The 25,405-nt window shown below is 70.5% G+C and carries 27 protein-coding genes and 1 riboswitch; of the genes, 9 read left to right on the top strand and 18 right to left on the bottom strand.

Annotation, left to right across the window (positions count from 1 at the left end; all coding sequences use genetic code 11):
• Positions 1–21 precede the first annotated feature (21 nt).
• Entirely contained in the window at positions 22–951 is a 930-nt protein-coding gene (locus AC07DO_RS00755) for a DUF7916 family protein (protein ID WP_479056100.1), read from the top strand.
• On the opposite strand, the gene AC07DO_RS00750 is transcribed toward AC07DO_RS00755, so the two are convergent.
• Entirely contained in the window at positions 948–1,700 is a 753-nt protein-coding gene (locus AC07DO_RS00750) for an MBL fold metallo-hydrolase (RefSeq protein ID WP_479056099.1), read from the bottom strand. The genes AC07DO_RS00755 and AC07DO_RS00750 overlap by 4 nt on opposite strands.
• Positions 1,701–1,896: 196 nt before the next feature.
• Here AC07DO_RS00750 and AC07DO_RS00745 point away from each other — a divergent pair, with 196 nt between their 5' ends.
• A complete protein-coding gene (locus tag AC07DO_RS00745) occupies positions 1,897–2,358 on the top strand; it encodes a type II toxin-antitoxin system PemK/MazF family toxin (protein ID WP_479056097.1) in 462 nt (153 codons plus the stop codon).
• 123 nt (positions 2,359–2,481) lie between these two features.
• Here the strand turns inward: AC07DO_RS00745 and AC07DO_RS00740 are convergent, their stop codons facing one another.
• From AC07DO_RS00740 to clpS, 10 genes are all read right to left on the bottom strand, one after another.
• Positions 2,482–3,435 (bottom strand): PLP-dependent cysteine synthase family protein, encoded by a 954-nt coding sequence (locus AC07DO_RS00740; RefSeq protein ID WP_479056095.1) that lies wholly within the window; start codon positions 3,433–3,435, stop codon positions 2,482–2,484.
• A gap of 12 nt (positions 3,436–3,447) precedes the next feature.
• On the bottom strand, positions 3,448–3,726 hold the full coding sequence (locus AC07DO_RS00735; RefSeq protein WP_055567827.1) for a MoaD/ThiS family protein: 279 nt from the start codon (positions 3,724–3,726) through the stop codon (positions 3,448–3,450).
• Positions 3,727–3,864: 138 nt separating this feature from the next.
• Entirely contained in the window at positions 3,865–3,972 is a 108-nt protein-coding gene (locus tag AC07DO_RS00730; RefSeq protein ID WP_317850449.1) for a putative leader peptide, read from the bottom strand.
• Between the two features lie 66 nt (positions 3,973–4,038).
• Positions 4,039–4,833, bottom strand: a complete 795-nt coding sequence (locus AC07DO_RS00725) for an ABC transporter ATP-binding protein (RefSeq protein WP_479056094.1) — start codon at positions 4,831–4,833, stop codon at positions 4,039–4,041.
• On the bottom strand, positions 4,830–5,861 hold the full coding sequence (locus tag AC07DO_RS00720; protein ID WP_479056093.1) for a FecCD family ABC transporter permease: 1,032 nt from the start codon (positions 5,859–5,861) through the stop codon (positions 4,830–4,832). The genes AC07DO_RS00725 and AC07DO_RS00720 overlap by 4 nt, the downstream gene beginning before the upstream one ends.
• Positions 5,858–6,838, bottom strand: a complete 981-nt coding sequence (locus AC07DO_RS00715) for an ABC transporter substrate-binding protein (RefSeq protein ID WP_479056092.1) — start codon at positions 6,836–6,838, stop codon at positions 5,858–5,860. Before AC07DO_RS00715 ends, AC07DO_RS00720 begins: the two co-directional genes overlap by 4 nt.
• Before the next feature lie 44 nt (positions 6,839–6,882).
• Positions 6,883–7,004, bottom strand: a riboswitch (cobalamin riboswitch).
• Between the two features lie 3 nt (positions 7,005–7,007).
• Complete coding sequence (locus AC07DO_RS00710) at positions 7,008–7,430, bottom strand: M67 family metallopeptidase (RefSeq protein WP_479056091.1); 423 nt, start codon at positions 7,428–7,430, stop codon at positions 7,008–7,010.
• Positions 7,431–7,559: 129 nt separating this feature from the next.
• Complete coding sequence (locus tag AC07DO_RS00705) at positions 7,560–9,041, bottom strand: amino acid permease (protein WP_479056090.1); 1,482 nt, start codon at positions 9,039–9,041, stop codon at positions 7,560–7,562.
• A 372-nt stretch (positions 9,042–9,413) separates the two neighbouring features.
• Positions 9,414–10,016, bottom strand: coding sequence for a DUF2017 domain-containing protein (locus AC07DO_RS00700; RefSeq protein WP_479056089.1), 603 nt, complete (start codon positions 10,014–10,016; stop codon positions 9,414–9,416).
• Between the two features lie 39 nt (positions 10,017–10,055).
• On the bottom strand, positions 10,056–10,370 hold the full coding sequence (gene clpS / locus AC07DO_RS00695; RefSeq protein ID WP_479056088.1) for an ATP-dependent Clp protease adapter ClpS: 315 nt from the start codon (positions 10,368–10,370) through the stop codon (positions 10,056–10,058).
• Positions 10,371–10,461: 91 nt separating this feature from the next.
• Here clpS and AC07DO_RS00690 point away from each other — a divergent pair, with 91 nt between their 5' ends.
• Positions 10,462–11,790 carry a nicotinate phosphoribosyltransferase gene (locus AC07DO_RS00690; RefSeq protein ID WP_479056086.1) on the top strand — a complete coding sequence of 443 codons (1,329 nt, stop codon included), beginning with the start codon at positions 10,462–10,464 and terminating at the stop codon, positions 11,788–11,790.
• Positions 11,791–11,902: 112 nt separating this feature from the next.
• Positions 11,903–12,487 (top strand): isochorismatase family protein, encoded by a 585-nt coding sequence (locus AC07DO_RS00685; RefSeq protein WP_479056085.1) that lies wholly within the window; start codon positions 11,903–11,905, stop codon positions 12,485–12,487.
• 140 nt (positions 12,488–12,627) lie between these two features.
• Here AC07DO_RS00685 and AC07DO_RS00680 read toward each other — a convergent pair whose 3' ends face one another.
• Together AC07DO_RS00680 and AC07DO_RS00675 are read right to left on the bottom strand one after the other, a co-directional pair.
• The gene (locus AC07DO_RS00680; RefSeq protein ID WP_479056084.1) at positions 12,628–12,969 is read right to left on the bottom strand and encodes a hypothetical protein; all 342 of its coding nucleotides are present in this window, start codon (positions 12,967–12,969) and stop codon (positions 12,628–12,630) included.
• A 123-nt stretch (positions 12,970–13,092) separates the two neighbouring features.
• Complete coding sequence (locus AC07DO_RS00675) at positions 13,093–15,504, bottom strand: immune inhibitor A domain-containing protein (RefSeq protein WP_479056083.1); 2,412 nt, start codon at positions 15,502–15,504, stop codon at positions 13,093–13,095.
• Between the two features lie 492 nt (positions 15,505–15,996).
• On the opposite strand from AC07DO_RS00675, the gene AC07DO_RS00670 reads away from it, so the two are divergent.
• On the top strand, positions 15,997–16,299 hold the full coding sequence (locus AC07DO_RS00670; protein WP_479056081.1) for a hypothetical protein: 303 nt from the start codon (positions 15,997–15,999) through the stop codon (positions 16,297–16,299).
• On the opposite strand, the gene AC07DO_RS00665 is transcribed toward AC07DO_RS00670, so the two are convergent.
• Both AC07DO_RS00665 and AC07DO_RS00660 read right to left on the bottom strand, forming a co-directional pair.
• Positions 16,289–16,978: an RDD family protein gene (locus AC07DO_RS00665; RefSeq protein WP_479056080.1), complete on the bottom strand. Its 690-nt coding sequence runs from the start codon at positions 16,976–16,978 to the stop codon at positions 16,289–16,291. The genes AC07DO_RS00670 and AC07DO_RS00665 overlap by 11 nt on opposite strands.
• Before the next feature lie 108 nt (positions 16,979–17,086).
• Entirely contained in the window at positions 17,087–18,766 is a 1,680-nt protein-coding gene (locus tag AC07DO_RS00660; RefSeq protein WP_479056079.1) for an RDD family protein, read from the bottom strand.
• A gap of 280 nt (positions 18,767–19,046) precedes the next feature.
• Between AC07DO_RS00660 and AC07DO_RS00655 the strand changes: the two genes are divergently transcribed.
• Positions 19,047–19,532 (top strand): SsgA family sporulation/cell division regulator, encoded by a 486-nt coding sequence (locus AC07DO_RS00655; protein ID WP_150218310.1) that lies wholly within the window; start codon positions 19,047–19,049, stop codon positions 19,530–19,532.
• Between the two features lie 46 nt (positions 19,533–19,578).
• Here the strand turns inward: AC07DO_RS00655 and AC07DO_RS00650 are convergent, their stop codons facing one another.
• Entirely contained in the window at positions 19,579–20,949 is a 1,371-nt protein-coding gene (locus AC07DO_RS00650; RefSeq protein WP_479056078.1) for an FAD-binding oxidoreductase, read from the bottom strand.
• Positions 20,950–21,055: 106 nt separating this feature from the next.
• On the opposite strand from AC07DO_RS00650, the gene AC07DO_RS00645 reads away from it, so the two are divergent.
• Positions 21,056–22,573, top strand: coding sequence for a tetratricopeptide repeat protein (locus tag AC07DO_RS00645; RefSeq protein ID WP_479056076.1), 1,518 nt, complete (start codon positions 21,056–21,058; stop codon positions 22,571–22,573).
• Here the strand turns inward: AC07DO_RS00645 and AC07DO_RS00640 are convergent.
• Entirely contained in the window at positions 22,570–22,995 is a 426-nt protein-coding gene (locus tag AC07DO_RS00640; RefSeq protein WP_479056075.1) for a MarR family winged helix-turn-helix transcriptional regulator, read from the bottom strand. The genes AC07DO_RS00645 and AC07DO_RS00640 overlap by 4 nt on opposite strands.
• A gap of 51 nt (positions 22,996–23,046) precedes the next feature.
• On the opposite strand from AC07DO_RS00640, the gene AC07DO_RS00635 reads away from it, so the two are divergent.
• Positions 23,047–23,601: a quercetin 2,3-dioxygenase gene (locus AC07DO_RS00635; protein WP_479056073.1), complete on the top strand. Its 555-nt coding sequence runs from the start codon at positions 23,047–23,049 to the stop codon at positions 23,599–23,601.
• A 21-nt stretch (positions 23,602–23,622) separates the two neighbouring features.
• Here the strand turns inward: AC07DO_RS00635 and hppD are convergent, their stop codons facing one another.
• Positions 23,623–24,771, bottom strand: a complete 1,149-nt coding sequence (gene hppD, locus AC07DO_RS00630) for a 4-hydroxyphenylpyruvate dioxygenase (RefSeq protein ID WP_479056071.1) — start codon at positions 24,769–24,771, stop codon at positions 23,623–23,625.
• A 121-nt stretch (positions 24,772–24,892) separates the two neighbouring features.
• Here hppD and AC07DO_RS00625 point away from each other — a divergent pair, with 121 nt between their 5' ends.
• Positions 24,893–25,363 (top strand): Lrp/AsnC family transcriptional regulator, encoded by a 471-nt coding sequence (locus AC07DO_RS00625; RefSeq protein ID WP_030794967.1) that lies wholly within the window; start codon positions 24,893–24,895, stop codon positions 25,361–25,363.
• Positions 25,364–25,405 lie beyond the last annotated feature (42 nt).

Genomic DNA, 25,405 nt, shown 5'->3' with positions numbered 1-25,405 from the left:
CCGGCGGCATACGGTCGAGGCATGAGCGACCAGCGAAGCCCCCAGCAGACTCCCCGCATCCTTGACCTCGGCCGCGAGCGCCTCGCCGCCCTGCGCGGCCGCGCCCTGACCGCTTCCGTCGCCGCCGCGGAGGGCCGCACCATGGTCGCCGAGGTGTTCGCCGACCGTGCCGCCCTGATCCCGATGCCGGGCATGCCCGGGGTGCACAACGCCGAGCTGGTCGCGGCCTTCGGCGCCGACATCGTCGTACTGAACCTCATCGAGCGCGCCTGGGACGGCGAGCGCCTCGATCTGCCGGGGCTCGGCGCCTTCGACTCGATCGCCGACCTCGCCGCGTACATCGGCCGCCCGGTCGGCATCAATCTGGAGCCGGGCGACGTCCCGGAGATCCGGCGCGCGAAGCCGGAGTACGCCAAGCGGCTCATCGACATGGGTGCGGCGATGCTCTGTCTGACGGCGAACCCGGGCACGGGCGGGTCGTACGAGGGGCTCGCGCGGGTCACCGAGGAGCTGCGTGCCGGGCTGGGGGACGACGTGGCGCTGTGGAGCGGCAAGATGCACCACGCGGGGCATCCGGAGCGGGTGACGGTGGAGCGGCTGACGTCGCTGGTGGACGCGGGTGCCGACGGTGTGGTGCTGCCGCTGCCGGGCACGCTGCCGGGGGTCACCAGGGAGCTGGCCGCGGAGGCGGTGGCGGCGGTGCAGGAGGCGGGCGCGGTGGTGATGGGCGCGATCGGCACCAGTCAGGAGGGCTCGCACGCGAACGTGGTGCCGCAACTCGCCCTGACGGCGAAGGAGGTGGGCATCGACGCCCACCACTTCGGGGACTCGTTCCTGCCGGGGATGTGCGACCCGGAGGTCATGTACGACTACTCGGTGGCGATCCGCGGCCGCCGCCACACGTGGAACCGGATGGCGCTGGGCGGCCGCGGATACCGGCGTACGGTCTAGATCTCGTACGTGGCGCCGGGCGCCGCGAGGGCCGTGGGGCCCGTGTGGACCGCGCGCGCGTCGGCGAGGTTGGCCTGGGGGTCCGTCCACGGCGGGATGTGGGTGAGCAGCAACCTTCCTGCACCGGCCCGTTGGGCGGACTCCCCCGCTTCTCTGCCGTTCAGGTGCAGGTCGGGGATGCTTTCCTTGCCGTGCGTGAAGGCGGCCTCGCACAGGAAGAGGTCGGTTCCGGCGGCGAGTTCGTCCAGGGCGGAGCAGGGCCCGGTGTCCCCGGAGTACGTGAGGGACTTACCGGCGTGCTCGACGCGGATGGCGTACGCCTCGACGGGGTGGCACATCTTCTCGGTGCGGACCGAGAAGGGGCCGATGTCGAACGAGGCGGGCTTGACCGTGTGGAAGTCGAAGACCTCGCTCATCGAGGAGGCGGAGGGCGTGTCCGCGTACGCGGTGGTGAGGCGCTGTTCGGTGCCCTCCGGGCCGTAGACCGGGATGGGGGCGCAGCGGCCGCCCTCGTGGCGGTAGTAGCGGGCCACGAAGTACGCGCACATGTCGATGCAGTGATCGGCGTGCAGGTGGCTGAGGAAGATCGCGTCGAGGTCGTACAGACCGATGTGGCGCTGCAGCTCGCCGAGGGCGCCGTTGCCCATGTCGAGCAGCAACCGGAAGCCGTCGGCCTCGACGAGGTAGCTCGAGCAGGCCGATTCCGCGGACGGAAACGACCCCGAGCAGCCGACGACGGTGAGCTTCATGAAGCTGGAACCTCCGCGCTGGCAGGAGAGCTGGGGGAGTGTGCGGTGCGTCGAGCGTAAGGCGCAAAAGGGCCGGTCGCTCCTCCGTCGCGGGCCGTTGTGGGGGAACTCACCTGCACTGTCACCGGTTCGGGGGGCTTCTGGGGTCGGGTGGGGCGGCGGGCGGTCCGGGATGCGCGCCGGTACGGTCGTGGGTATGGACACGTCGTGGTGGCTCGCGCTGGCCGCAGTGGTGGTGCTCGCGCTCGTCGTCACCGTGGTGGACGGCTGGGGGCGCGGACCGCGGAAGCGGAGTTCCCGTCCGGCGGGCGGGACGCGGCCGCCGCGGGGCCCGCGGCGGCGGCTTCCGGCGCCGCGGGAGGCGGAGATCTGGTGGGCGCGGGTGCCGTACGAGGACGGTCCCGGCGGGAAGGACCGGCCGTGTCTGGTCCTGTCGGTGCGTGGGCGGAGCGCCCGGGTCGCGAAGATCACCAGCAGGTATCACGACGAGCGTGCGGGGGTGATTCCCCTGCCGCCGGGTTCGGTGGGCGATGCGGAGGGCCGGGCGAGCTTCCTGGAGACGGACGAGTTGCGGGACGTGCCGCTGCATGACTTCCGGCGCAGGGCGGGGGTGGCGGATCCGGTGCTGTGGGATCAGGTGCGGCACCTGGCGGGCTGAGCCGCCGAAATGCCGCTGTCCGGGCCGGAGGACCAGCCCGGACAGCGGCATTTCAGCCCGTCCGGCGTTCGAGGGCGAACTCGGCGAAGCCGGTGCTGAACAGTTCCCCGGGCGGCCGGAGCCCTACGCCCAGAGCTGGCCCTGCAGGGTTTCGATGGCCGCCTCGGTCGTCGTGGCGGTGTAGACGCCCGTCGACAGGTACTTCCAGCCGCCGTCGGCGACGACGAAGACGATGTCGGCGGTCTCGCCGGCCTTGACGGCCTTCTTGCCGACGCCGATCGCGGCGTGCAGCGCGGCGCCCGTGGAGACACCCGCGAAGATGCCTTCCTGCTGGAGGAGTTCGCGGGTGCGCGTCACGGCGTCGGCGGAGCCGACGGAGAAGCGGGTGGTGAGGACGGAGGCGTCGTACAGCTCGGGGACGAAGCCCTCGTCGAGGTTGCGCAGGCCGTAGACGAGGTCGTCGTAGCGCGGCTCGGCGGCGACGATCTTGATGTCGGGCTTCTGCTCGCGCAGGTAGCGGCCGACGCCCATGAGGGTGCCGGTGGTGCCGAGGCCCGCCACGAAGTGGGTGATCGAGGGGAGGTCGGTGAGGATCTCCGGGCCCGTGGTGGCGTAGTGGGCGCCCGCGTTGTCGGGGTTGCCGTACTGGTAGAGCATCACCCAGTCGGGGTGCTCGGCGGCGAGTTCCTTGGCGACGCGGACGGCGGTGTTGGAGCCGCCGGCGGCCGGCGAGGAGATGATCTCGGCGCCCCACATGGTGAGCAGGTCGCGCCGCTCCTGCGAGGTGTTCTCCGGCATGACGCACACGATGCGGTAGCCCTTGAGCCTGGCCGCCATGGCGAGCGAGATGCCGGTGTTGCCCGAGGTCGGCTCCAGGATCGTGCAGCCGGGCGTCAACCGGCCGTCCTTCTCGGCCTGTTCGACCATGTGGAGGGCCGGCCGGTCCTTGATGGAGCCGGTGGGGTTGCGGTCCTCCAGCTTGGCCCAGACGCGGACGTCGTCCGAGGGGCTGAGCCGCGGCAGGCGTACGAGCGGTGTGTTGCCGACCGCGGCGAGCGGGGAGTCGTAGCGAGGCATCCGGGATCGGGCCTAGACCATGCCGCCGGCGACGGCCGGCAGGATCGTGACGCTGTCGCCGTCGGCGAGCTTGGTGGAGATGCCGTCGAGGAAGCGCACGTCCTCGTCGTTGAGGTACACGTTCACGAAGCGGCGGAGCTTGCCGTCGTCGACGATGCGCTCGGCGATGCCCGCGTGCCGCGAGTCGAGGTCGGTGAAGAGCTCGGCGAGGGTGTCACCGCTGCCCTCGACGGCCTTGGCGCCGTCGGTGTAGGTGCGGAGGATGGTCGGGATGCGGACCTCGATGGCCATGCTGAGGGCTCCTGTCGGGAGTCGAGAAGTGCGTGTGGTGGGCGCGCGGCGGCGCGGGGCTTGCGGTGTGGTGCGCCGGGCGTACGCGGGTGCGCCGTCGCGGGCCGCGGCCGTGCCGTCGGACCGCGGTGGACCGGTTCAGCGGGTACAGATGGCGCTGGCGAGGCGGCACAGGTCGACGTGCAGCCGCGCCACGAGCAGCAGGGGTGCGCTCGGCGTCTCTTCGCTCACGTCATGGGGAACCATGCGGTCATCGTATCGATTCCCGGTCCGGATCCCGGAATGTGATCTCAGCTGGTGGACGGATTCCGTTCAGGATGCGGGCGGCGGCAGATATACGACGGTCGGGGCGCCGGTCAGCGGATGTGTGCTGACCTCGGCCGTGACGCCGTACACGGTGGCGAGCAGCTCGGCGGTGAGGACGTCCTTGGGCGCTCCGGAGGCGACGAGGCGGCCGCCGTCGAGGACGTGGAGGCGGTCGCAGTAGTACGCGGCCAGGTTGAGGTCGTGGAGGGCCAGGAGGTTGGTGGTGCCGAGGTTCCGTACGAAGGAGAGGATCTCCAGCTGGTAGCGGATGTCCAGGTGGTTGGTGGGTTCGTCGAGGACGACGAGGGTGGGCTGTTGCACGAGGGCGCGGGCGACGAGGGCGCGCTGGCGTTCGCCGCCGGAGAGGGAGGGGAAGGTGCGGTCGGCCAGTTCCTCGATGCCGACCCGGGCGAGCGCCGTCGTGACGAGTTCGTCGTCGGCGGCGGTGTCCGCCTCCCAGAACCGTTTGTGCGGGGAGCGGCCCATGGCGACGACCTGCCGGACGGTGAGCTCGAACGCCGCCTGCCCGTCCTGCGGCACGGTGGCAAGGCGGCGGGCGCGGGCCTTGGGGGTCATGGTGTGCAGGTCCTCGCCGTCGAGGAGGGCGCGGCCGCCGGTGGGGCGCAGGGTGCCGTACACGCAGCGCAGCAGGGTCGTCTTGCCGCTGCCGTTGGGGCCGACGACGGCGACGGTCTCGCCGGGGTCGGCGGTGAGGTCGACGGCGTCGACGAGGAGCCGGCCGTCGACCTCGTACGAGAGGCCTTCGGTGCGCAGTCCGCCGGTGGGCGGTGCCGTGGTCATGCCGGTACTCCTTCGTTGCGTCGCCTCAGCAGCCACAGGAAGAACGGGCCGCCGGTGAGGGCGGTGAGCACGCCGACGGGGATGTCCTGCGGCGCGGCGACGGTGCGCGCGGCGAGGTCGGCGGCGACCAGGAACACGGCACCCATCAGGGCGACGACCGGGAGCAGCGCGCGGTGCGCGGCGCCGACCAGCATGCGGGCGGCGTGCGGGACCATCAGGCCGACGAAGCCGATGGCGCCGCTGTAGGCGACCAGGACGCCGGTGAGGAGCGAGGCGAGGACGAAGACGCCGACGCGGAAGCGGGCGGCGTCCAGGCCGAGGACGGTGGCGCCCTCCTCCCCCGCGAGGAGCAGGTCGAGGGGGCGGGCCATCGACATGAGGAGGGCCGTGCCGATGACGAGGGCGGCGCAGGGCAGGGCGAGCATGTCCCAGCGGGCGCTGCCGAGGCCGCCGAGCGTCCAGTACAGGACCTCCTTGAGGTGGTCGGCGCTGTCGGCGGTGACCAGGATGAGGCTGGTCAGGGCGGTCAGGATGTACGAGACGGCGACGCCGGCGAGGATCAGCCTGCCGGTGGCGAAGCCGCCGCTCCCGCCGCGTGCGAGGGCGTAGACGAGGATCAGGGAGATCAGGGCGCCCGCGAAGGATGCGGCCGGGATGGTGACGGTGGTCGACAGGGCGGCGCCGAGGCCGAACACGGAGCCGAGGACGATCGCGCAGACCGCGCCGACGGAGGCGCCCGAGGAGACGCCGAGCAGGAACGGGTCGGCGAGGGGGTTGCGGACGAGGGCCTGGAGGACGGTGCCGATGACGGCGAGGCCGGCTCCGACGGTGGCTCCGAGGATGACTCTGGGGAGTCGTACGTCCAGCACGATGGTGCGGAACGGGGAGGGGTCCGCGCGTCCCGTGAGGATCTCCAGGACGTCGGCGGTGGGGATGCGGACGGATCCGAGGGCCAGTCCCGCCATGACGGCCACGGCGAGTGCGGCGCAGAGCGTCGTCAGGACGGTGGCGTGGCGCAGCCGCTTCACAGCTGCGCCGCCAGCTTCCTCACCGCCTCGGGTGCTCGTACCCCGGTGACCATGTCCGACAGGGGCAGTACGGCGAACCGCTCGTTCTTGATGGCGGGGACGTCCCGGAGGACGGGGTCGTCGAGGAGGCGCTTCTTCTTCTGGGCGACGGTCGTGGCGCCGTAGTCGAGGATGAGGATGGTCTCGGGCTTGTTCTTCACGACGGATTCCCAGGACGCGTCGCTGAAGGACTTGTCCACGTGGGCGAAGACGTTGCGGCCGCCCGCGCGCTTGATGATGTCGTTGCCGATGCCGCGGCCGCCCGCCGTGAACGCGGTCTTGTCGCCGCTGTCGTAGACGAAGACGGAGAGGGGCTTCTTGCCCTTGGCCTTCTCGGCGGTGGCGGCGAGTTCGCGCTGTGCGCCGCTGACCCACTTGTCGGCGCGGGCGCGCACCCCGAAGGTGGAGCCGACCTCGCGGACCTCGCGGTAGACGTCGTCCATGGAGACGGGCTTCTTGGCGCAGCCCTCCACGTTGAGGCGGCTCTTGATGCCGGACTTGGCGAGGGCCTCGCGGCTGCGTCCGTCGCCCGCGAGGAAGGCGCTCGCGTAGCCGCCGTACACGAAGTCGGGGTTGGCGGCGAGCAGCTTCTCGTAGGAGGGGTACTCCTTGGCGACGACGGGCACGGAGTCGTACGCCTTCTCATACTTGGGCAGGACCTTGTCGTCGAGGTAGGCCGTGCCGGCGAGGTGGTCCTTGAGGCCGAGTTCCAGCATCACTTCGGTGGTGTGCTGGTTCATGGTGACGGCGCGTTTCGGGGGTGCGTCGTACGTCGTCCTCACACCGCAGTTGGTGACGGTGTACGGGAATCCGGCGGCCTTGGCGGCGGTCCTGCCGTCACCGCCCCCGTCCGACGAGGAGGACGAGGAGCACGCGGCGAGCGGGACGAGCAGGGCCGCGGCGGCGAGCGCGCGTATGCCGGTGTGACGGCGGGACATGGCTGAACTGCCTCCTCCAGGGGATTTCCGCGTCCCCCGCGTTGCGTGGAGAGGGGCGGCAGGTCAGTTCCTGACTCCCCCGGCCCCGGTGTCGGGGTGGGGTCACAGTGGCGGGACCGTGCCGGGTTCGCACCGGCTTCCTGGGTCCTGCCGCCCTCATGAGTAAAGCTCAGTATGCCTCGACGACCTTTACCTCTTCTTCGGTGACCTCGCCGTTCACGATCCGGTAGGAGCGGAACTGGAAGGGGCCCGCGTCGTCGGTGTCCGCCGTGGAGACCAGGACGTAGTGCGCGTCGGGCTCGTTGGCGTAGGTGATGTCGGTGCGCGAGGGGTACGCCTCGGTCGCGGTGTGCGAGTGGTAGACGATCACCGGCTCCTCGTCGCGGTCGTCCATCTCGCGGTAGAGCTTGAGCAGGTCACCCGAGTCGAACTCGTAGAACGTGGGCGACCGGGCGGCGTTCAGCATCGGGATGAACCGCTCGGGGCGCCCGGTGCCCTCCGGGCCCGCGACCACGCCGCACGCCTCGTCGGGGTGGTCCTGGCGCGCGTGCGCGACGATCTGGTCGTGGAGGGCCTGGGTGATGGTCAGCATGGCAGTCAGGATAAGCAGAGGGGCCCGCGCGTACCGAAGTGTGGTACGCGCGGGCCCGAATGCTGGACGGGGGCCTTGGGGAGCCCCGGTCCTCGGAGACGGAGTGGTCAGTCCCGGGAGACGGAGTCGTCAGTCCTTCTCGACGGAGTCGGACACGCCGACCTTCCGCTTGGTGAACGCCGCGGCCTGCGGGTTGCGGCTCTTGAGCACCAGGTACGACACGGTCAGGATCGCGGCCCAGACCGGGGCGGCGTACAGGGAGATCCGCGCGTCCTTGTCGATGCCCATCATCACGATGACCATGCCGATGAAGAGCAGGGCGAACCAGCTGGTGTACGGGGCGCCCGGGGCGCGGAAGGTGGACTGCGGCAGCTCGCCGCGGTCGGCCTTGCGGCGGTAGCGGATCTGGCAGGCCAGGATCATGATCCAGGCCCACATGCCGGAGATGGTCGCGAAGGAGACGACGTAGTTGAACGCCTCGCCCGGCCACTGGTAGTTGATCCAGACGCCGACCAGCATGAACGCGGCGGAGGCCGTGGTGCCGATCAGCGGCAGGCCGTTCTTCGTGAGCTTGGTGAAGAACTTGGGGCCCTGGCCGTTGAGCGCGAGGTCGCGCAGCATGCGGCCGGTGGAGTACATGCCGGAGTTGCAGGAGGAGAGCGCGGCGGTGAGGACCACGAAGTTCACGATCGCGGCGCCGACGCCGAGGCCCATCTCCTCGAAGGCCGCGACGAACGGGGAGACGCCGGGCTTGAAGGAGGTCCACGGGACGACCGAGAGGATCATGATGAGCGCGCCGACGTAGAAGACGGCGATGCGCCACGGCACGGTGTTGATGGCCTTGGGCAGGACGGTCTTCGGATCCTTGGACTCGCCCGCGGTGACGCCGACCAGCTCGACGGCGAGGAAGGCGAACATCACGATCTGCAGGGTCATCAGCGTGGAGCCGATGCCGTTGGGGAAGAAGCCGCCCTGGTTCCAGAGGTGGGCCACGGTGGCGGTGTCACCGGCGTCGGAGAAGCCGATGGTGAGGATGCCGACGCAGATCAGGATCATGCCGATGATGGCGGTGACCTTGACCATCGAGAACCAGAACTCGAGCTCGCCGAAGAGCTTCACGGAGATGAGGTTCGCGCCGTACAGGATGACGGTGAAGACCAGCGCGTAGGCCCATTGCGGGAACGAGTCGTGGGTCCAGTACTGCATGTACTGGGCGGCCGCGGTGACTTCGGTGATGCCGGTGACGACCCAGAAGAGCCAGTACGTCCAGCCGGTCACGAATCCGAAGAACGGGCCCATGAACTCGCGTGCGTACTCCGAGAAGGAGCCGGACACGGGCCGGTACATGAGGAGCTCGCCGAGCGCCCGCATGATGAAGAAGATGACGAGGCCCGCGATGGCGTACGCCAGGATGAGGCTCGGTCCGGCCTTGTGGATGGCCTTGCCCGCGCCGAGGAACAGGCCGGTGCCGATGGCACCGCCGATCGCGATCATCTGGATCTGCCGGGCTCCGAGCCCGCGCTGGTATCCCTCGCCCTCGCCGGACGAGCCGTGCACGACCCCATTGCCGTCGTGCCCGTCGTGGTGCTCTTCGACCTGCACTGAGGTCATGGTGACGCCTTTCTCCATGCTGATCCGCGCCCGCTCATCTGCGTTGTGGCTGCGGATCAGGTCCTGATCCCCCCGGATATGGATGGAGTGCTACCGGCGGTCTGCCGGCTGAAGCGCCCTCGGTGACATGGGTGGCGTCACCGAGTGGTCGTGAAGATTTATCACGGTGGCAACAGTGAGGGAATGAGCCACCTGTGGCGCAGACCACAGGAAGAAGCGGACAAAGAACCCTTGACAGAGCAAATGCGGGCAATGGCGTGACGGGATCGTTATCCGGATTTGAGGCTCCGCTGAGCGAACAGCGCTCCGGGCCCGCAAAACCTGTCCACTACAACAAATTTTGCTGCATTCCGCATGAACTTCTGCCCGGAATCAGTCCAGCAACGTCCCGACCAGCGTCTCCTGCAGTCCGCCGAGCCAGAGGTAGGCCATCACCATCGGCTTGCGGGGGTCGGAGTCCGGCAGCCGGTAGAGCAGATCGGCGTCGTCCTCGTCGCTCACCTCGAGGCGCGTGCCGATCGCGAGCCGGAGGTCATTGAGGGCCGCCAGCCACCGCTGGGACTCCTCGACCGACAGTTTCAGGACAGCTCCGCCCTCGTCCGACGCCGTCATCGAGTCGAGCGAGCGGATGACGGCCAGGGCGTCGTCACGCTTCTTGGCCCGCAGGTCGTTCTCCGTGAAGCGCCGGAATTCCGCCGAATACGCCCGCAGCTCGTCCGCGTCGCTCGCGCCGTTCTCGCTCCCCGGGCCGCCGTACGCGTCGGGCAGCAGACGCCGCATCACCGGATCGGCGGGCGGCTCGCTCGGCCCGTCGGCGAAGAGCTCCGCGAGCGGGTCGTCGGAGACCTCGCCACCGGGACCCGGACCGATCAGCTCCAGGAGCTGCACGGCGAGGGAGCGGATGATCGAGATCTCGACCTCGTCGAGCGCGACGGCGGCGCCGCCGCCCGGGATCGCTTCGAATTGTCCTGGCATCAGATGCGTCGCTACTTCCGGTCCGCTGCTTCGGGTCCGCTACTTGCGGTCCTGCTGGAGAGTGGCCCACAGCCCGTATCCGTGCATGGCCTGTACGTCACGCTCCATCTCCTCGCGGCTGCCGGTGGAGACGACCGCACGGCCCTTCTGGTGGACGTCCATCATCAGCTTCGTGGCCTTCTCCTTCGAGTACCCGAAGTAGGACTGGAACACATACGTCACGTAACTCATCAAATTGACCGGGTCGTTGTGCACGAGGGTGATCCAGGGGACGTCCGACTCGGGGACGACGAGCGCCTCTTCGTCCGATTCCGGGCGGGTGATCTCTGCGGGAGCCGTACTCACCTGCCCCATGCTGCCACTCCGAAGGGGCCCTCGCACAAACGGCCTCCCGCGCGTCCACAGAAATCGTCAGAGTGACGAGATTGGGGGTAGCATCCTTCACATGAACACAGCGGACCTTGGCCTGCCGGTGGATGTTCCGTCGACAGCGCTCTTCACGGACCAGTACGAGCTGACGATGCTGCAGGCCGCGCTGCGGGCCGGCACCGGCGACCGGCGCTCCGTCTTCGAGGTCTTCACCCGCAGACTCCCCGAGGGGCGGCGCTACGGAGTGGTGGCCGGAACCGGCCGGGTCCTGGACGCCGTGGAGAACTTCCGCTTCGACGCAGGCGTCCTCGGTTTCCTGCGCGAGCGGAACATCGTCGACGAGGCGACCCTCGAATGGCTCTCCGGGTACCGCTTCAGCGGCGACATCTGGGGCTACCCCGAGGGCGAGGTCTACTTCCCCGGCTCGCCGATCCTGCGGGTCGAGGGCTCCTTCGCGGAGTGCGTGCTCCTGGAGACGGTGATCCTCTCCATCCTCAACCACGACTCGGCCATCGCGGCCGCCGCCTCCCGCATGTCCTCGGCCGCCGGCGACCGCCCGCTGATCGAGATGGGCGCCCGCCGCACCCACGAACTGGCGGCCGTCGCCGCGTCCCGCGCCGCGTACGTCGGCGGCTTCGCGACCACGTCGGACCTGGCGGCCGGCTTCCGCTACGGCATCCCCACCGTCGGCACCAGCGCCCACGCCTTCACCCTGCTGCACGACAACGAGCGCGACGCCTTCCGCGCCCAGGTCGACTCGCTCGGCCGCGGCACGACCCTGCTGGTCGACACCTACGACGTGACCGAAGCCGTCCGGATGGCCGTCGAGGTGGCGGGGCCCGAGCTCGGCGCGGTGCGCATCGACTCCGGGGACCTGCTGCTCGTCGCCCACCGGGTGCGCCAGCAGCTCGACGACCTCGGGGCGACCGAGACGAAGATCGTCGTGACGTCCGACCTCGACGAGTACGCCATCGCCTCGCTCGCGGCGGCGCCCGTGGACGCGTACGGCGTGGGCACGCAGCTCGTCACGGGTTCCGGGCACCCCACCGCGTCCATGGTCTACAAGCTGGTGGCCCGTGCGCACTCGGCGGACCCGAAGGCCCCCCTGGAGCCGGTGGCCAAGAAGTCCCTCGGCGCCAAGTCGTCCATGGGCGGCCGCAAGTGGGCCGCTCGCCGGACCGACCGGTACGGGGTGGCCGAGGCCGAGGTCGTCGGCACGGGCGCCGTGCCCGCGGAGCTCGCCGACAGGCAGCTCCAGATCGAGCTGGTCAAGGGCGGCGAGGTCCTCTCCCGCGAGCCGCTCGACGCGGTCCGCGACCGGCACGCGGCGGCGCGCGCGGGCCTGCCGCTCTCGGCGACCCAGCTCTCGCGGGGCGAAGCGGTCATTCCGACGGAATACGTCTGACATCGCGGGGCGGGGCGGCCCGGCCCGGCGGGGCCCCCTCCCACAACGTGGTTGAAGTCTCTACGCTCGGTTCATCCGGCCGAGCCCCCTCCCCACCCGAAGGACACCCGCCATGCGCCGCGCACTGATCGTCGTAGACGTGCAGAACGACTTCTGCGAAGGCGGCAGCCTCGCGGTCGCCGGCGGCGCGGACGTGGCCGCCGCGATCACCGAGCTGATCGGCCAGGCTCCGGCGGGGTACCGCCACGTGGTGGCGACCCGCGACCGCCACATCGATCCGGGCGCGCACTTCTCGGACCGCCCGGACTACGTCGACTCCTGGCCGCCGCACTGCGTGGCCGGCACGGAGGGCGTCGGCTTCCACCCGAACTTCGCGCCCGCGGTCGCCTCCGGCGCGATCGACGCGGTCTTCGACAAGGGGACGCACTCCGCGGCGTACAGCGGTTTCGAGGGCGTCGACGAGAACGGCCTCTCGCTGGCGGAGTGGCTGCGCGAGCGGGAGATCACGGAGGTCGACGTGGTGGGCATCGCCACGGACCACTGTGTCCGCGCCACGGCGGTCGACGCGGCGCGTGAGGGGTTCAGGACGACTGTCCTGCTGGACCTGACGGCGGGGGTCTCGGCGGCGACGACGGAGACGGCGATGGCCGCTCTCCGCTCGGCGGGAGTGGAACTCACGGGCAAGCCCGTCGTGTGACCGTCGGCCCGGTGGGGGCTGGTCGCGCAGTTCCCCGCGCCCCTGGGTAGTCCTGCTCGCCGCCCGACCGGAGGCGCCCCCAAGGGGCCGCGGGGAACTGCGCGACCGGCCACGGCGGACCCGCGGACGCCGGAGAGGCGTCAGAAGGGCACCCCCGACCCGCTGGAGCGGGGAGCGCGGCCCTGTCGGCGCAGCGCCCGGATCGGGTGCCACAGCTCGTTGACCATGTCCGGCGCCGTGCGCCATATGAGGCCGTCCGGGTGGTGCAGGACGGCCGTCACCTCGTCCGGGGTCGGCGGCTCCGCGTTGCCCCGGAGGTAGACCGCCCGCAGGCCGAGGTTCCGCAGCCGCGTCAGGGCCCTGGCGCGGTTCACGGCGTGCACGATCATCCTGACCGTACCGCCGGCCGGCGACGGGTTCGGCAGGGTCAGCGCCACCACCACGCTGCCGTTGGGCAGCTTGCAGAAACCACCTGCGGACATGCTCTGTCACACCCCCGTGAAACGTCGCGTCAATAAGAGAACCACAGCGAGCACCTAAACACGATCGGCCGCCGCCCGCTAGAGGGCGACGGCCGATCATGGCTTGACCTGCGAAAACGCTAATTACTTCTTAGAGGGACCCACCTGGACCGTGATCGTCGAGCCGTCCTTGGGCTGCTTGATGATCTTGATCTGAGTGTTGGTGTCAGTGACCTTGACACTTCCCGTGGGGTTCTCCTTGTACCAGTAGGTGCCCTTGTGGTCGTCGAAGACCGGGACACCCTTCTGGGACTTGATCTTCAGCGCGACGTCACCGTTGTGGAGCGTGACCTTGTCGGTGGCGAACTTGCTGAAGGGCGCGTCGAACGGCTGGATCTTGTTGCGCAGAACCGTGCCGTCCTTCCACTTCAGCGGCTTCGCGTGCGCGTCGACCGGAAGGATCAGACCCTCGCCCGGGTGGGCGCTGGTGTTGTTGTCCTTCTGCGAGGTGTCCCACTGCCAGACCATCAGACCGGTCTGGTACGGGTAGTGCTCCACCCAGTCGGGGCGGACCTTGGAACCGAAGTTGTACGGGCCGACCTCGAGGGTCTTGTCGTACGAGACGTACTGACGATTCTCGGCGAGGTAGTACTGGTCGTACTTCTTCGTGAAGGACTCGCCGATGCGCGAGAAGCCCTTCGACGCCCAGCCGTTGTCGTCGCCCTCGGCGCCGTCCTCGAACAGCTTCGCGCCGTCCGCGGTGATCGCGAGCGCGTCGGCCGCGAAGCCCTTGCCGCCCGCGCCGCCGTCCGTGGAGTAGCGGAAGCGGACGTCGATCTTGTTGCCCGCGTAGGCGTCGAGCGGGAAGACCAGCTTCTTGTACGCGCCGGAGGCACCGGTCAACGCGGGCTTGTCGCCGGCGTCACGGGTGATCGGCTTGCCGTCCGCGGTGCCGTCCACCGGCTTCCAGTTGGCGCCGCCGTCCGTCGACACCTCGGTGTAGAGGTAGTCGTAGTTGGCCTCGATGTCCCACCAACCCTGCAGCGACAGCTCGGCCTTGGTCTTGCCGGTGAGGTCGACGGACCGCGTCAGGGTGTTCTTGAGGTCGTCGCCCTGGTCGCTCCACCACTGCTTGGAACCCTCGGCGGGCTTCACGACCTTGGTGGTGACGGACTTCTTCGGCAGGTCGACGACGAGCGCCTGACGGTGCCGGGTGTTGTACTCGGAGACGCCCAGCTTGTGCTCGGACGTCGTCGCGGCCTTCGCCTTGGCGTAGTCGAGCCAGCCCAGCTGGAACTTGTCCCAGGCGGTCATGTCGCCCGGCAGGTCACCGATGGCGTCCTTGCCGGTGCCGAGCCAGGAACCGGCCGACATCAGCGACCAGAAGCCGACCGAGTTGTCGCCCTTGCCCGTGGTGTCGTACAGGTCGGGCAGGCCCAGGTCGTGGCCGTACTCGTGGGCGAAGACGCCGAGGCCGCCGTTCTCCGGCTGCATCGTGTAGTCGCCGACCCAGATGCCCGTGTCACCGATCTGGGTGCCGCCGGCCTTGTTGTTCGAGGGGCCGGTGTTGCCCGCGTCGTTGCCGTAGGCGTACCAGCGGTGCGCCCACAGGGCGTTCTTGCCCTCGGCGCCGCCGCCGGCCGACTCGTCCTCGCCCGCGTGGACGATCTGGAAGTGGTCGATGTAGCCGTCGGACTCGTTGAAGTCGCCGTCGCCGTCGAAGTCGTAGCGGTCCCACTGGTCGTACTTGGCCAGGTCCGCCTTGATCTGCGCGTCCGTGCGGCCCTTCGCCTTCTGGTCCTTGGCCCAGGCGGTCACGCCGTCCTTGACCGCGTCCCAGACGTTCGGGCAGTTGGTGTCGCCGCAGTAGTTCGAGCCGTAGCGGGCCTCGTTGTTCTCGACCTTGACCCAGTCGGAGACCTCGCCGTCGACCGAGTAACGGCCGGAGGAGGTCTTCTCGTAGTAGGTCTTCAGCGAGTGCTTCGCCTTGCCCTTGGCGTCCTTGCCCTTGCCGAAGTAAAGGTCCTGGAAGTGCTTCTGGTTGTAGTCCTTCTGCCAGGCCGTGCTGTTGTCCTTCGCACGGTCCGGCTTGGCTATCTTGTTGTGCAGCGGTCCCGGCTTGCCGCCGTACTTCTTGACCGGCTGCTCCGGGCCCTCGGGGCCGTCCGGGTCGTACATGGTCGTGTCGTCGACCTTGTCCCCGAACTCCACCAGGATCGTGAAGATCTTGTCGGTCTTCTCCCGGCCCAGCTCGACGTACTTCTTGTCGTCGAGCTTGACGACCTTGGAGCCGCCCTTCTTCTGGACCTTGGCGTCGCCCGCGACGACCTGCTGCAGGGCGGCCCTGCGCTGCTGCGCCTGCTGCTTGCTGAAGGGGCCGTCCAGATCGTGGTCGACGTGCGCCTTCGGCCGCGACGGGTCCTGCCGGTCGATGGCCGGGGCCCCGCCCGAGGCGCCGTCCTCGGCCGAAGCCGTCGCTGCTGAGAACGTCGCGGCGGCCGCGGCCACCGCCACGGCCACCGCGGTGGCTCTGAACGTCCGTGTTCTGACTGTCACTTGATGCTGTCCTCCCCTGCGCCCCGCGCGAATAGGCGGACCGAAATTCCCGGTCGGAGGAGGTCCGCGCGCGATGTACGCGTCACAAGTGACGACATTCGACCGGATGTGCAGAAGAAAAGACAGTCCTTGACTTGGACAGGCCAAGTGCACTATGCAGCCGCGCGGAACCGGTATCCGGACACGGAGCGCCGTCCCGCGGCGAAGGGCAGCAGGTGCGCCCCGCCGTCCACGTGGTGGACGCCATGAACCCGTGCGCCCCCTGTGCTCCGGCACCGTGGGTTAGGTCACGCTTACCGGCCGTTCCCGTCGGGCATGCAGCGGAATAGAGTCAATCGACGGTGCGCTACCGCGCGGGACGGCACATCCCAAGTCGTCGCCGTTGAGGCCCCTTTGATTCGTAAACAGCCGTTCACACATCCGCATCCGCCCCCATGGCCACAAGCCGTGGGGGGATCCCTGCCGAGGACGGATCACGTCATGCCGCAGCCCATGCCACGTCCGACCACCGCACAGATCACCTACGGTTCGGTGACCGTCGTCTTCTCGACCCTCGCGATGCTCCTGCTCTCCCAGACCACCTCGGGAGTCGGCATCGCGGTGATAGCCCTGGCCGCCCTCGGCCTCGGCTTACTGGTCGCCATGACGGTCCCGCTGCCCAAACAGCCCGCCGCGCCCGCCGCCCGTGCCGTGCCGGTGGCCATCTCGTCCGCCGACGAGCGCGTCCCGGAGCAGCGCGACGCCGTGCTCGCCGACTCCGTGCTCGCCGACTCCGTGCGCGAACCTACGCGCTGACCACCACGGTCTTGGCCGCCTTGTCGTGCAGGCCCTGCTTGTAGGGCTTGTCGAAGAAGCTCCAGCCGCCACAGATCGCCGTCCAGATACAGGCGCAGCAGAACGCGAACGGCAGCCAGAGAACGGCCGCGCGGGCCAGCGCCGTCGACACGGTCGGCGTGGCCCCGTCGTTGAGGTTGGCGACCCGCATGCCCAGCCACTTCTTGCCGAGCGTCTGCCCGGTCTTGGAGATCAGATAGGTGTCGTACGCGATGTAGAGCACGGCGGCCAGCAGTGACTGGCCGAACGACTTGCCCGTGTTCACCTTGTCCGGGTCGATGTCGTACTCCGACGTGCCGAACAGCCACGTCAACAGGTATACGACGATGCCCACCAGAATCATGTCGATGATGCGGGCGAGCACCCGCTTGCCGCTGTCGGCCAGCGGAGGCATCCCGGCGAGCGGGTCCGGCCCGCCGTGGCCGCCGGGTCCACCGCCGTACGGGTCGCCGGGTCCACCGCCGTACGGGTCGCCGCCATAGGGCGGGGGCGGGGTGCCGTAGGGCGAGCCGCCGCCCGGGGGCGGGGTGTCGTACGGGGATCCGCCGCCCTGCGGGGGCTGGTGCGGCGGCTGCTGCGGGGGCTGCTTCTTGAACGGGTCGTCGTCCGGCGGCGGGTACTGCGGCGGTTCGGTGCTCATGGCCCGAGTCGACCGCGACGGCCCGGGCTCCGCATCCGGCGAGCGGCCGACCGGGTTACCCGGCCACCGCCCCGCTCACCCCGCGTTCGCTCCCCACTTGCCCCGCGCTCACCCCGCGACGAAGGTGTTCGCCGCCTTGTCGTGCCAGCACTGGCGCCACGGCCGGTCGAAGACGCACCACATCACGCCGACGACGCCGATCACCAGGACGCCCGGGATGCTGTACACCAGCCAGCGCTTCAGCGCCGCCCCGAACGTCGGCGCCTCGTGCTCCTCGATGTCCCGCACCTCGATGCCGCACACCTTCTTGCCGAGGGTGCGGCCCCACTTGGCGGTGGGGAGCGCTTCGTAGACGATGCCGAAGAGCAGCAGGACGGCGAGGATCAGGCCGAAGTAGCCCGCGGTGGTGCCGTCGAGGAGCCAGACCGTCGTCTTCTCGCCGGAGAGCTTCGCCGCGTCGATCTTGCTGTCGATGTGGTCGGCGGCCTTGGTGCCGAGCGGCAGCGCCGCGGCGCCCGTGACGGCGGCGAGCACGGCGGTGTCGATGAGCCGGGCGGCGAGGCGCCTGCCGAGCCCGGCGGGGCGGGCCGCGGCCTGCGCCCGGGCGACCGCGAGGAACGGGTCCTCGGCGACCGGCTTCCACGGCACGACGGGCTGCCCCTCGCCCTGCTGTGCGGGGGCGGCGGGGCTCTGCGCGAGCTGGTGCACCTGCTGGGCCCAGGAGGCCGAGCCGCCGCCGGGCCCCGAGGTGACGGGGGTGGGGACGCCGCCCTGCTGGGGAACGGAGGGCTGCGGCTGCGGCTGCTGGGTCTGGGGCGGGGTGGTCGCCTGCGGAGCCTGCGGGGCCTGAGCGGACTGCGGTACCTGAGGAGCCTGAGCGGACTGCGAGGCCTGGGGAACCTGCGGGGTCTGGGGAGCCTGAGCGGACTGCGAAGCCTGCGAGGCCTGGGAAGCCTGCGGGGTCTGCGGTGCCTGCGGTGCCTGCGGTGTCTGCGGAGGCGCTCCCCCTTGCTGCGGTACGGAGGGCTGCGCGGCCGCGGCGGTCCGGCCGCCCCGCTGCCCCGACTTGGGGCGGATCGCGCGGATCGACATCGTGCCGTCGGTGCCGGGCGACGGGGTGGGCTGCACCGGCCCCGTCGGGCGGCGGAACGTCACCGTGCCCTCGCCCGCCGTCGGCTTCGCGGCACCCGGCTTGACCGCGCGGATCGTGACGGTGCCGGGGTTGCTGTCGTCGCGCGACGGCTCGGGTACGGCAGGGGCCTGCGGGGGCTTCGGGGCCTGCTCGGGAGCGGCCTCCCCAGCGGCCGCCGGACGCGCCGCGTCATTCGGCACCCGGGGGTCGGGCCGTCCGGGCGCACCGCCCCAGGAGACCTTGTGGTCCGGCTCCCCGCCGAGGCCGGTCTGGCGGCCCGCGTCGGCGTGCCATGCGGAGGCGGGCTCGGGCCGCGCCCCGTGCTGGTCCGCCGCGCCGGCCGGGTCCGCCCCGGGCCGCGCCGCCTCGAACCGGCCGGTCTCCGGGTCCCCTTGCTCGGACTGGGCCGCGTGCGGCGCCTCGTCGAAGAAGACGGGCCCCGTCTCCTCCGCGGCGGAAGCACCGGCTGCCGGAGCGGCACCCGCACCCGCACCGGGCGGAGGCGGCAGCGGCTCGCCGTCGGACGGCGCGGGACGGCTCGTACCGGGCACCCAGGCGGCGCCGTTCCAGTACCGGACATATCCGGGAATGGACGGGTCGGGGTAGTAGCCTTCGCGCGGCCGGTCGTCGCCTGGGGCCGGAGTTGGGGCGCTCATGTCCGTCGTCCCGTATCTGCTCGGGGGTCTTTTGGGGGCTCCACATCTATCAGACCTCCGTGTCCCGTAGAGCGGGTCCCGCCCTACGGACCACTTTCCGGGCACGCTCCCCACACATCCCCCCGCGTCCCCCACGCGCCCTCCCGGCCACCTCCGCGAAGTCGTCCGGAGAAATTTTCCGGAACCCGCGTAATGCTCCGGCGATCTCGCGCTCTCCACTCGTACGGGTCCGCTCCCAGGGCCCCCTACGTGAGCTACAAGGAGAAGGAAGGGCATCGACATGCACTCCGTGGTGGAACGCGAGCTGGAGCTCAAACTGGTCCTGTCGCCGGAACGGGCCGTCCCCGTCCCGGCCCGCCTCACCTACCGCACCGCCGATCCGTACGCCGTCCACATCGCCTTCCACATCGGCTCCGAGCACCCGGTGAACTGGACGTTCGCGCGGGAGCTCCTGGTGGAGGGGGTGTTCAGGCCGTGCGGCCACGGTGACGTGCGGGTCTGGCCGACGAAGGTGGAGGGGCGCAGCGTCGTCCTGATGGCGCTGAGTTCACCGGACGGCGACGCGCTCCTGGAGGCGCCGGCCGCCGCCGTGTCCGCGTGGCTGGAGCGGACGCTGCGGGTGGTCCCTCCGGGCTCTGAGGCCGAGCAGCTCGGGATCGACGACGGCCTCGCCGAGCTGCTCGCGCCCGCCTCCGGCCGTGGCCGTGTGGACGAGCTGTGGCTGCGCGACCCGTGGCCCTCGGACGAGTCCAAGGACGGTGAGTGAGCTCCGCCGCCACGGGGGCGAACGCGGAGACCGCTGCATGTACGGGTCAGAAGAGTTTGCCCGGGTTGAGGAGTGAGTGCGGGTCGAAGGCCGCCTTGACGGCCTGCTGCATCTCCACTCCCACCGGGCCGATCTCGCGCGCCAGCCACTCCTTCTTGAGGACGCCGACACCGTGTTCGCCGGTGATGGTGCCGCCGAGTTCGAGGCCGAGGGCCATGATCTCGTCGAAGGACTCGCGGGCGCGCCGGCCCTCGTCGGGGTCCGTCGCGTCGAAGCAGACGGTGGGGTGGGTGTTGCCGTCGCCCGCGTGCGCGCAGACCCCGACGGTGAGGCCGTACTTCTCGCCGATGCGCTCGACGCCGACGAGCATCTCGGCGAGTCTGGAGCGCGGCACGCACACGTCGTCGATCATCGTGCTGCCCTTGACGGCTTCGAGTGCGGTGAGGGACAACCGCCGCGCTTGGAGCAGCAGTTCGGATTCGGCGGCGTCCTCGGCGGGGACGACCTGGGTGGCGCCCGCGGCCGCGCAGAGGGCGCCGACGGCGGCGAGGTCGGAGGCGGGGTCCGGGGTGTCGAAGGCCGCGAGGAGGAGCGCCTCGGTGGTCTCGGGCAGTCCCATCCTGGCCAGCGCGTTGACGGCCTTCACCGTCGTACGGTCCATCAGTTCGAGGAGGGACGGGACGTGGCCGTCCTCCATGATCCTGCAGACGGCGTCGCAGGCGGCCTCGGCCGAGGGGAACTCCGCGGCGAGGACCAGTTGTCGGGGCGGCGCGGGCTTGAGCGCGAGGACGGCGCGGACGACGATGCCGAGGCTGCCCTCGGAGCCGACGAAGAGCCGCGTCAGGTCGTATCCGGCGACGCCCTTGGCGGTGCGGCGTCCGGTGCTCATGAGCCGCCCGTCGGCGAGGACGACGTCGAGCCCGAGGACGTACTCGGCGGTGACTCCGTACTTCACGCAGCACAGGCCGCCGGAGGCGGTGCCGATGTTCCCGCCGATGGTGCAGGTCTCCCAGCTGGAGGGGTCCGGCGGGTAGTACAGGCCGTGTTCGCCGACCGCGCGGGACAGCGTGGCGTTGACGACGCCCGGCTCGACGACGGCGATGCGGTCGACGGGGCTGATCTCCAGGATGCGGTCCATCTTGACGAGGGACAGGACGATGCACCCGTCGCTGGCGTTGGCGGCGCCGGACAGGCCGGTGCGGGCGCCCTGCGGGACGACGGGGACGCGCAGCTCGGTGGCGGTGCGCATGACGTGCTGGACCTGCTCGACGGTGCGGGGCAGGACCACGACGGCCGGGTCGCCCGCCTCGCAGAAGCTCGCCATGTCGTGGGCGTACGAGGAGGTGACGTCCGGGTCGGTGAGGATCGCCTCGGCCGGCAGGCCGTCCTGGAGGAGTTCGACGAGAGTGCGGCTCATGATCACAGCGTCGCACCCGGGGCCATCGGTGTGAACCCGTGTGCGACGCCGTTCCATGGGCCGGGATGTGCTCTTCGTATGGACGGCAGTGGCGCACAGTGACGTCATGAGGCCTTCGGTGAAGCGTGTGCTGATCGGCTCCGTGGCGGGGAGCGTGGTGCTCGGCGGTGTGCTGGTGCTGCTGCCTCCGGACGGTGGCGGGAAGGCGAAGCCGCCCGCGCTCGGCCCGGCCGGGCGGGCGATGGCGGCCGTGGGGGCGGGGGCGCCGGCGGCGCTGCCGGATCTGGCGGCGCTCATCGGGGAGCGCGAGGCCCATGTGCGGGCGCATCCGGGGGACGAGCAGTCGTGGGCGGTGCTCGGCTCGGCGTATGTGGCGCGGGGCGTGCGGACGGCGGACTTCGCGGACTTCCCGAAGGCGGACCGTGCGCTGCGCACGTCGTTGAAGACGCGGCCGGAGGGCAACCCGGAGGCTCTGACGGGCCTGGCCACGCTCGCCAACGCCCGCCACGACTTCCGTTCGGCCCGCAAGTGGGGCGAGCTCGCGGTGCGGCAGGCGCCGAAGCGGTGGACGGCGTATCCGGCGCTGATCGACGCGTACAGCGGGCTCGGCGACGCGAAGGGCGTGGGCCGGGCCCTCGAGTCCTTGCAGGAGCTGGGTTCGGGGTCCGCGGTGCTCGCGCGGTCCGGGCAGGTCTACCGCGACCGCGGCTGGCGCGAGGACGCGAACGCGGCGCTCACGGACGCGGCGGCGCGCGCCGTGGCACCTGCGGCGAAGGCGGCGGCGCTGCACCGGGTGGCGGAGCTGGCGTGGGAGCGGGGCGAGCCGACCGTGGCGCTGCGCCACTACGACGCGGCGCTCGCCGCCGACGCCGAGCACCATCCGTCGCTGGCGGGCCGGGGGCGCGCCCTCGCCGCGCTCGGCCGCTCCTCGGAGGCGCTGCTCGCCTACCGCTCGGCGCTGACGAAGCACCCACTGCCCGAGTACGCCCTGGAACTGGGCGAGTTGTACGAGTCGCTGAGGCTCTTTCCGGCGGCGCGGGCCCAGTACGACGCACTGCGCACCCTGGTGCGGGAGGAACGGGGCCGCGGCATCAACAACGAACGCGTCCTGGGCCTCTTCGAGGCGGACCACGGCGACGCCGACGCGGCGGTGACGCGGCTGACCGCGGAGTACAAGCGGCACGGCAGTCCGGAGACCGCGGACGCGCTGGGCTGGGCGCTGCACCGTTCCGGGGACGGCGAGGCGGGCCTGAAGCTCGTGACGAAGGCGATGGACAAGGGCCCGCGCAGCGCCCTCTTCGCCTTCCATCGAGGCTCGATCGAGCGGGAGTTGCAGTACTACGGCGCGGCCCGCCGCCACCTGAACGAGGCGCTGCGCATCAACCCCTACTTCTCGCCGCTCGCGGTACCGGCGGCGAAGCGTGCGCTGGAGGCGCTGGGCGAGCCCCCGGAGGGCGGCCCGGAAGAGGTGTACGCCCCGGCCCCCGCGCCGCAGGTCGTCCAGCCCTCCCCCCGCCGTCAGCCGGCCCGCACCCCGCCGCGCGCGCGGCAGCGGACCCAGCCCCGCACGCAGCCCGAGCGCCGGACTCCGAGCACCTGGACGCGGGCCACCCCGGCGCGCTAGTTCCAGGGCGCTTCGAGGGCGGCCCGCAGCGCGTCGACCGTGTCGCGGCCGATGCGCTCGGCGAGCAGGTCCTCCAACCGTGCCAGGACGGCTTCCGCCTCGCGGTGCGCGTGTTCGCCCTCCGGGGTGCGCCGGATGAGCCGCTGCCGGGCGGACGCGGGGTCGGGGGCCTGTGTCAGGAGCCCGGCGCCGACGAGGCCGTGGACGGCCTGGTGGGCGGTCTGCCGGGTGACGCCCATGCGGCGCGCGAGCTCGGAGACCGTGGTGCCCTCCTCGTCGAGGACGGCGAAGAGCTGGACCTGTGTCGGTGACACGGGCGTGGCGCCGGCCGCGTCCATGGCGGCGAGCAGCCCGTCCTCGAACCAGCGGCGGGCTTCGCCGAGGAGCTGGGGCAGGTTGCGCCGGGCGGGTTCCTTCGTCATTAATGTCAGGGTACCTGACATCAGCCGTCGAGCCGCGAGGAGTGTCCGCGCGTGACCATCGAGTACGCCACCCGCTACCGCAAGGCGTCCCGGATCCCCCCGGAGCCGGGCAAGCCCTACTTCATCGAGAAGGGCGAGGGCGACCGCGCCCACCTGTTCGGGGACCTGATCACCGTCTACGCGGGCGGCGAGCAGACCGAGAACACCTTCAACTTCTTCACCGTCGAGGGCCCCAAGGGCGACCTCATACCGGCCCACGTGCACGCCGACACGCACGAGGTCTTCTACGTCACCCAGGGCGCCGTACGGCTCTTCGTCGAGGACACCGAAGGCGAGCAGCTGGAGAAGCTGCTCACCCCCGGCGACTTCGGTTTCGTGCCCAAGAACTGCGTGCACGCCTACCGCATGGAGCGCCACCACAGTCAGGTCGTGGGCGTCGCGGCGGGTCCCGGCGGCACGTTCGAGCGGTTCTTCGAGAACCTCGGCGCCCCTACGCTCGAACACGGCCTGCCGCACCGCCCGTTGGTCCCCGAACCCGGCAGGTTCGGGAGCGTTCCCGCTCGGTACGACGTGGCCTTCAGGCCCGGCCACGAGTGGCGGACGTAGCGCGCCCGCGGGGCTCGGTTCCTACAGGTTGCCGCGCTTCTCCTGCTCGCGCTCGATCGCCTCGAAGAGCGCCTTGAAGTTGCCCTTGCCGAAGCCCATCGAGCCGTGGCGCTCGATCATCTCGAAGAAGACGGTCGGGCGGTCCTGGACCGGCTTGGTGAAGATCTGGAGCAGGTAGCCGTCCTCGTCGCGGTCGACGAGGATCTTCAGCTCGCGGAGGGTCTCGACGGGGACGCGGGTCTCACCGGCCCACTCGCCGAGGGTGTCGTAGTACGAGTCGGGGGTATCCAGGAACTGGACGCCCGCCGCGCGCATCGTGCGGACGGTCTCCACGATGTCGTTCGTGGCGAGCGCGATGTGCTGGACGCCGGCGCCGCCGTAGAACTCCAGGTACTCGTCGATCTGCGACTTCTTCTTGGCGATGGCGGGCTCGTTGATCGGGAACTTGACCTTGAGCGTGCCGTCCGCGACCACCTTCGACATCAGCGCGCTGTACTCGGTCGCGATGTCGTCGCCCACGAACTCCTTCATGTTCGTGAAGCCCATGACCTTGTTGTAGAAGCCGACCCACTCGTTCATCTTGCCGAGCTCGACATTGCCGACACAGTGGTCGATCGCCTGGAAGGTGCGCTTGGCCGGGGGCTCGACGATCGGGTTCGCGGCCACGAAACCGGGCAGATACGGGCCGTCGTAGTCGGTGCGCTCAACCAGGGTGTGGCGGGTCTTGCCGTACGTGGCGATGGCGGCGAGGACGACCTTGCCGTTCTCGTCCTTGACCTCGTAGGGCTCCGTGATGCCCCGTGCGCCCTGCTCGACGGCGTAGGCGTACGCGGCACGGGCGTCCGGCACCTCGATGGCGAGGTCGACGACGCCGTCGCCGTGCTCGGCCACGTGGGAGGTGAGGAAGTGGCCCCAGTCCGTGGAGGGCTTGATGACGGAGGTGAAGACGAAGCGCGCACCGCCGTTCGTGAGGACGTAACTCGCCGTCTCCCGGCTGCCGTTCTCCGGTCCGGAGTAGGCGACCAGCTTCATGCCGAAGGCCGTGGAGTAGTAGTGCGCCGCCTGCTTGGCGTTGCCCACGGCGAAGACGACCGCGTCCATTCCCTTGACCGGGAAGGGGTCGGCCTCGCGCGCGGTGTCGGGTGTGGTGTGGGTGGTGGTCTCAGTCATGGTGTGAGGCTCCCGCCGAACCACAAGATGCGCAATAGTTCGCGTTTTCAGTGGTCAATCTGCCCAGCGGATGACCACGATGGGCGGGCTATCTGTACATCATGACCACCTTGGAGGCGTCATGGCGATCGATCATCTGGACGGCAGGCTCATCGTGCTCCTGGCGCGGGAGCCGCGTATCGGGGTTCTTGAGGCGTCCCGCAGGCTCGGCGTGGCGCGCGGCACGGTGCAGGCGCGGATGGACCGGCTTCAGTCCAATGGAGTCATCCGCGGCTTCGGCCCGGAGGTGGATCCGGCGGCGCTCGGCTACCCGGTGACGGCCTTCGCCACGCTGGAGATCAAACAGGGCCAGGGGGCCGACGTACGCGCCCATTTGGCGACCGTCGCCGAAGTCCTTGAACTGCACACCATCACCGGTCACGGCGATATGCTCTGCCGCCTCGTGGCCCGGTCGAACGCGGATCTCCAACGTGTGATCGACCGGGTCGTGGGCTTTGATGGCATCGTCCGGGCTTCCACGGCGATCGTCATGGAAAACCCCGTTCCGCTGCGGATCATCCCGCTGGTGGAGCAGGCGTCCGAAGACCCCTGAGTCACGTCACCGCCACGCGTCACTGACCTTGTGAGTACCTTC

The sequence above is a fragment of the Streptomyces sp. NPDC045678 genome, from assembly GCF_056432085.1.
Note: the sequence above shows the minus strand (reverse complement) of the source record. Positions and strands in the feature narration are given on the sequence as shown.

What these genes read in the sequence shown, in the direction of transcription:
- AC07DO_RS00655 (WP_150218310.1), top strand. Translation starts at nt 19,047, where the DNA reads ATGCACTCCGTGGTGGAACGCGAGCTGGAGCTCAAACTGGTCCTGTCG.
- AC07DO_RS00690 (WP_479056086.1), top strand. Translation starts at nt 10,462, where the DNA reads ATGAACACAGCGGACCTTGGCCTGCCGGTGGATGTTCCGTCGACAGCG.
- AC07DO_RS00700 (WP_479056089.1), bottom strand. Translation starts at nt 10,016, where the DNA reads ATGCCAGGACAATTCGAAGCGATCCCGGGCGGCGGCGCCGCCGTCGCG.
- AC07DO_RS00705 (WP_479056090.1), bottom strand. Translation starts at nt 9,041, where the DNA reads ATGACCTCAGTGCAGGTCGAAGAGCACCACGACGGGCACGACGGCAAT.
- AC07DO_RS00740 (WP_479056095.1), bottom strand. Translation starts at nt 3,435, where the DNA reads ATGCCTCGCTACGACTCCCCGCTCGCCGCGGTCGGCAACACACCGCTC.
- AC07DO_RS00680 (WP_479056084.1), bottom strand. Translation starts at nt 12,969, where the DNA reads ATGTCCGCAGGTGGTTTCTGCAAGCTGCCCAACGGCAGCGTGGTGGTG.
- clpS (WP_479056088.1), bottom strand. Translation starts at nt 10,370, where the DNA reads ATGGGGCAGGTGAGTACGGCTCCCGCAGAGATCACCCGCCCGGAATCG.
- AC07DO_RS00745 (WP_479056097.1), top strand. Translation starts at nt 1,897, where the DNA reads ATGGACACGTCGTGGTGGCTCGCGCTGGCCGCAGTGGTGGTGCTCGCG.
- AC07DO_RS00750 (WP_479056099.1), bottom strand. Translation starts at nt 1,700, where the DNA reads ATGAAGCTCACCGTCGTCGGCTGCTCGGGGTCGTTTCCGTCCGCGGAA.
- AC07DO_RS00710 (WP_479056091.1), bottom strand. Translation starts at nt 7,430, where the DNA reads ATGCTGACCATCACCCAGGCCCTCCACGACCAGATCGTCGCGCACGCG.
- AC07DO_RS00730 (WP_317850449.1), bottom strand. Translation starts at nt 3,972, where the DNA reads ATGGTTCCCCATGACGTGAGCGAAGAGACGCCGAGCGCACCCCTGCTG.
- AC07DO_RS00645 (WP_479056076.1), top strand. Translation starts at nt 21,056, where the DNA reads ATGAGGCCTTCGGTGAAGCGTGTGCTGATCGGCTCCGTGGCGGGGAGC.
- AC07DO_RS00670 (WP_479056081.1), top strand. Translation starts at nt 15,997, where the DNA reads ATGCCACGTCCGACCACCGCACAGATCACCTACGGTTCGGTGACCGTC.
- AC07DO_RS00665 (WP_479056080.1), bottom strand. Translation starts at nt 16,978, where the DNA reads ATGAGCACCGAACCGCCGCAGTACCCGCCGCCGGACGACGACCCGTTC.
- AC07DO_RS00725 (WP_479056094.1), bottom strand. Translation starts at nt 4,833, where the DNA reads ATGACCACGGCACCGCCCACCGGCGGACTGCGCACCGAAGGCCTCTCG.
- hppD (WP_479056071.1), bottom strand. Translation starts at nt 24,771, where the DNA reads ATGACTGAGACCACCACCCACACCACACCCGACACCGCGCGCGAGGCC.
- AC07DO_RS00735 (WP_055567827.1), bottom strand. Translation starts at nt 3,726, where the DNA reads ATGGCCATCGAGGTCCGCATCCCGACCATCCTCCGCACCTACACCGAC.
- AC07DO_RS00715 (WP_479056092.1), bottom strand. Translation starts at nt 6,838, where the DNA reads ATGTCCCGCCGTCACACCGGCATACGCGCGCTCGCCGCCGCGGCCCTG.
- AC07DO_RS00660 (WP_479056079.1), bottom strand. Translation starts at nt 18,766, where the DNA reads ATGAGCGCCCCAACTCCGGCCCCAGGCGACGACCGGCCGCGCGAAGGC.
- AC07DO_RS00625 (WP_030794967.1), top strand. Translation starts at nt 24,893, where the DNA reads ATGGCGATCGATCATCTGGACGGCAGGCTCATCGTGCTCCTGGCGCGG.
- AC07DO_RS00685 (WP_479056085.1), top strand. Translation starts at nt 11,903, where the DNA reads ATGCGCCGCGCACTGATCGTCGTAGACGTGCAGAACGACTTCTGCGAA.
- AC07DO_RS00755 (WP_479056100.1), top strand. Translation starts at nt 22, where the DNA reads ATGAGCGACCAGCGAAGCCCCCAGCAGACTCCCCGCATCCTTGACCTC.
- AC07DO_RS00640 (WP_479056075.1), bottom strand. Translation starts at nt 22,995, where the DNA reads ATGACGAAGGAACCCGCCCGGCGCAACCTGCCCCAGCTCCTCGGCGAA.
- AC07DO_RS00650 (WP_479056078.1), bottom strand. Translation starts at nt 20,949, where the DNA reads ATGAGCCGCACTCTCGTCGAACTCCTCCAGGACGGCCTGCCGGCCGAG.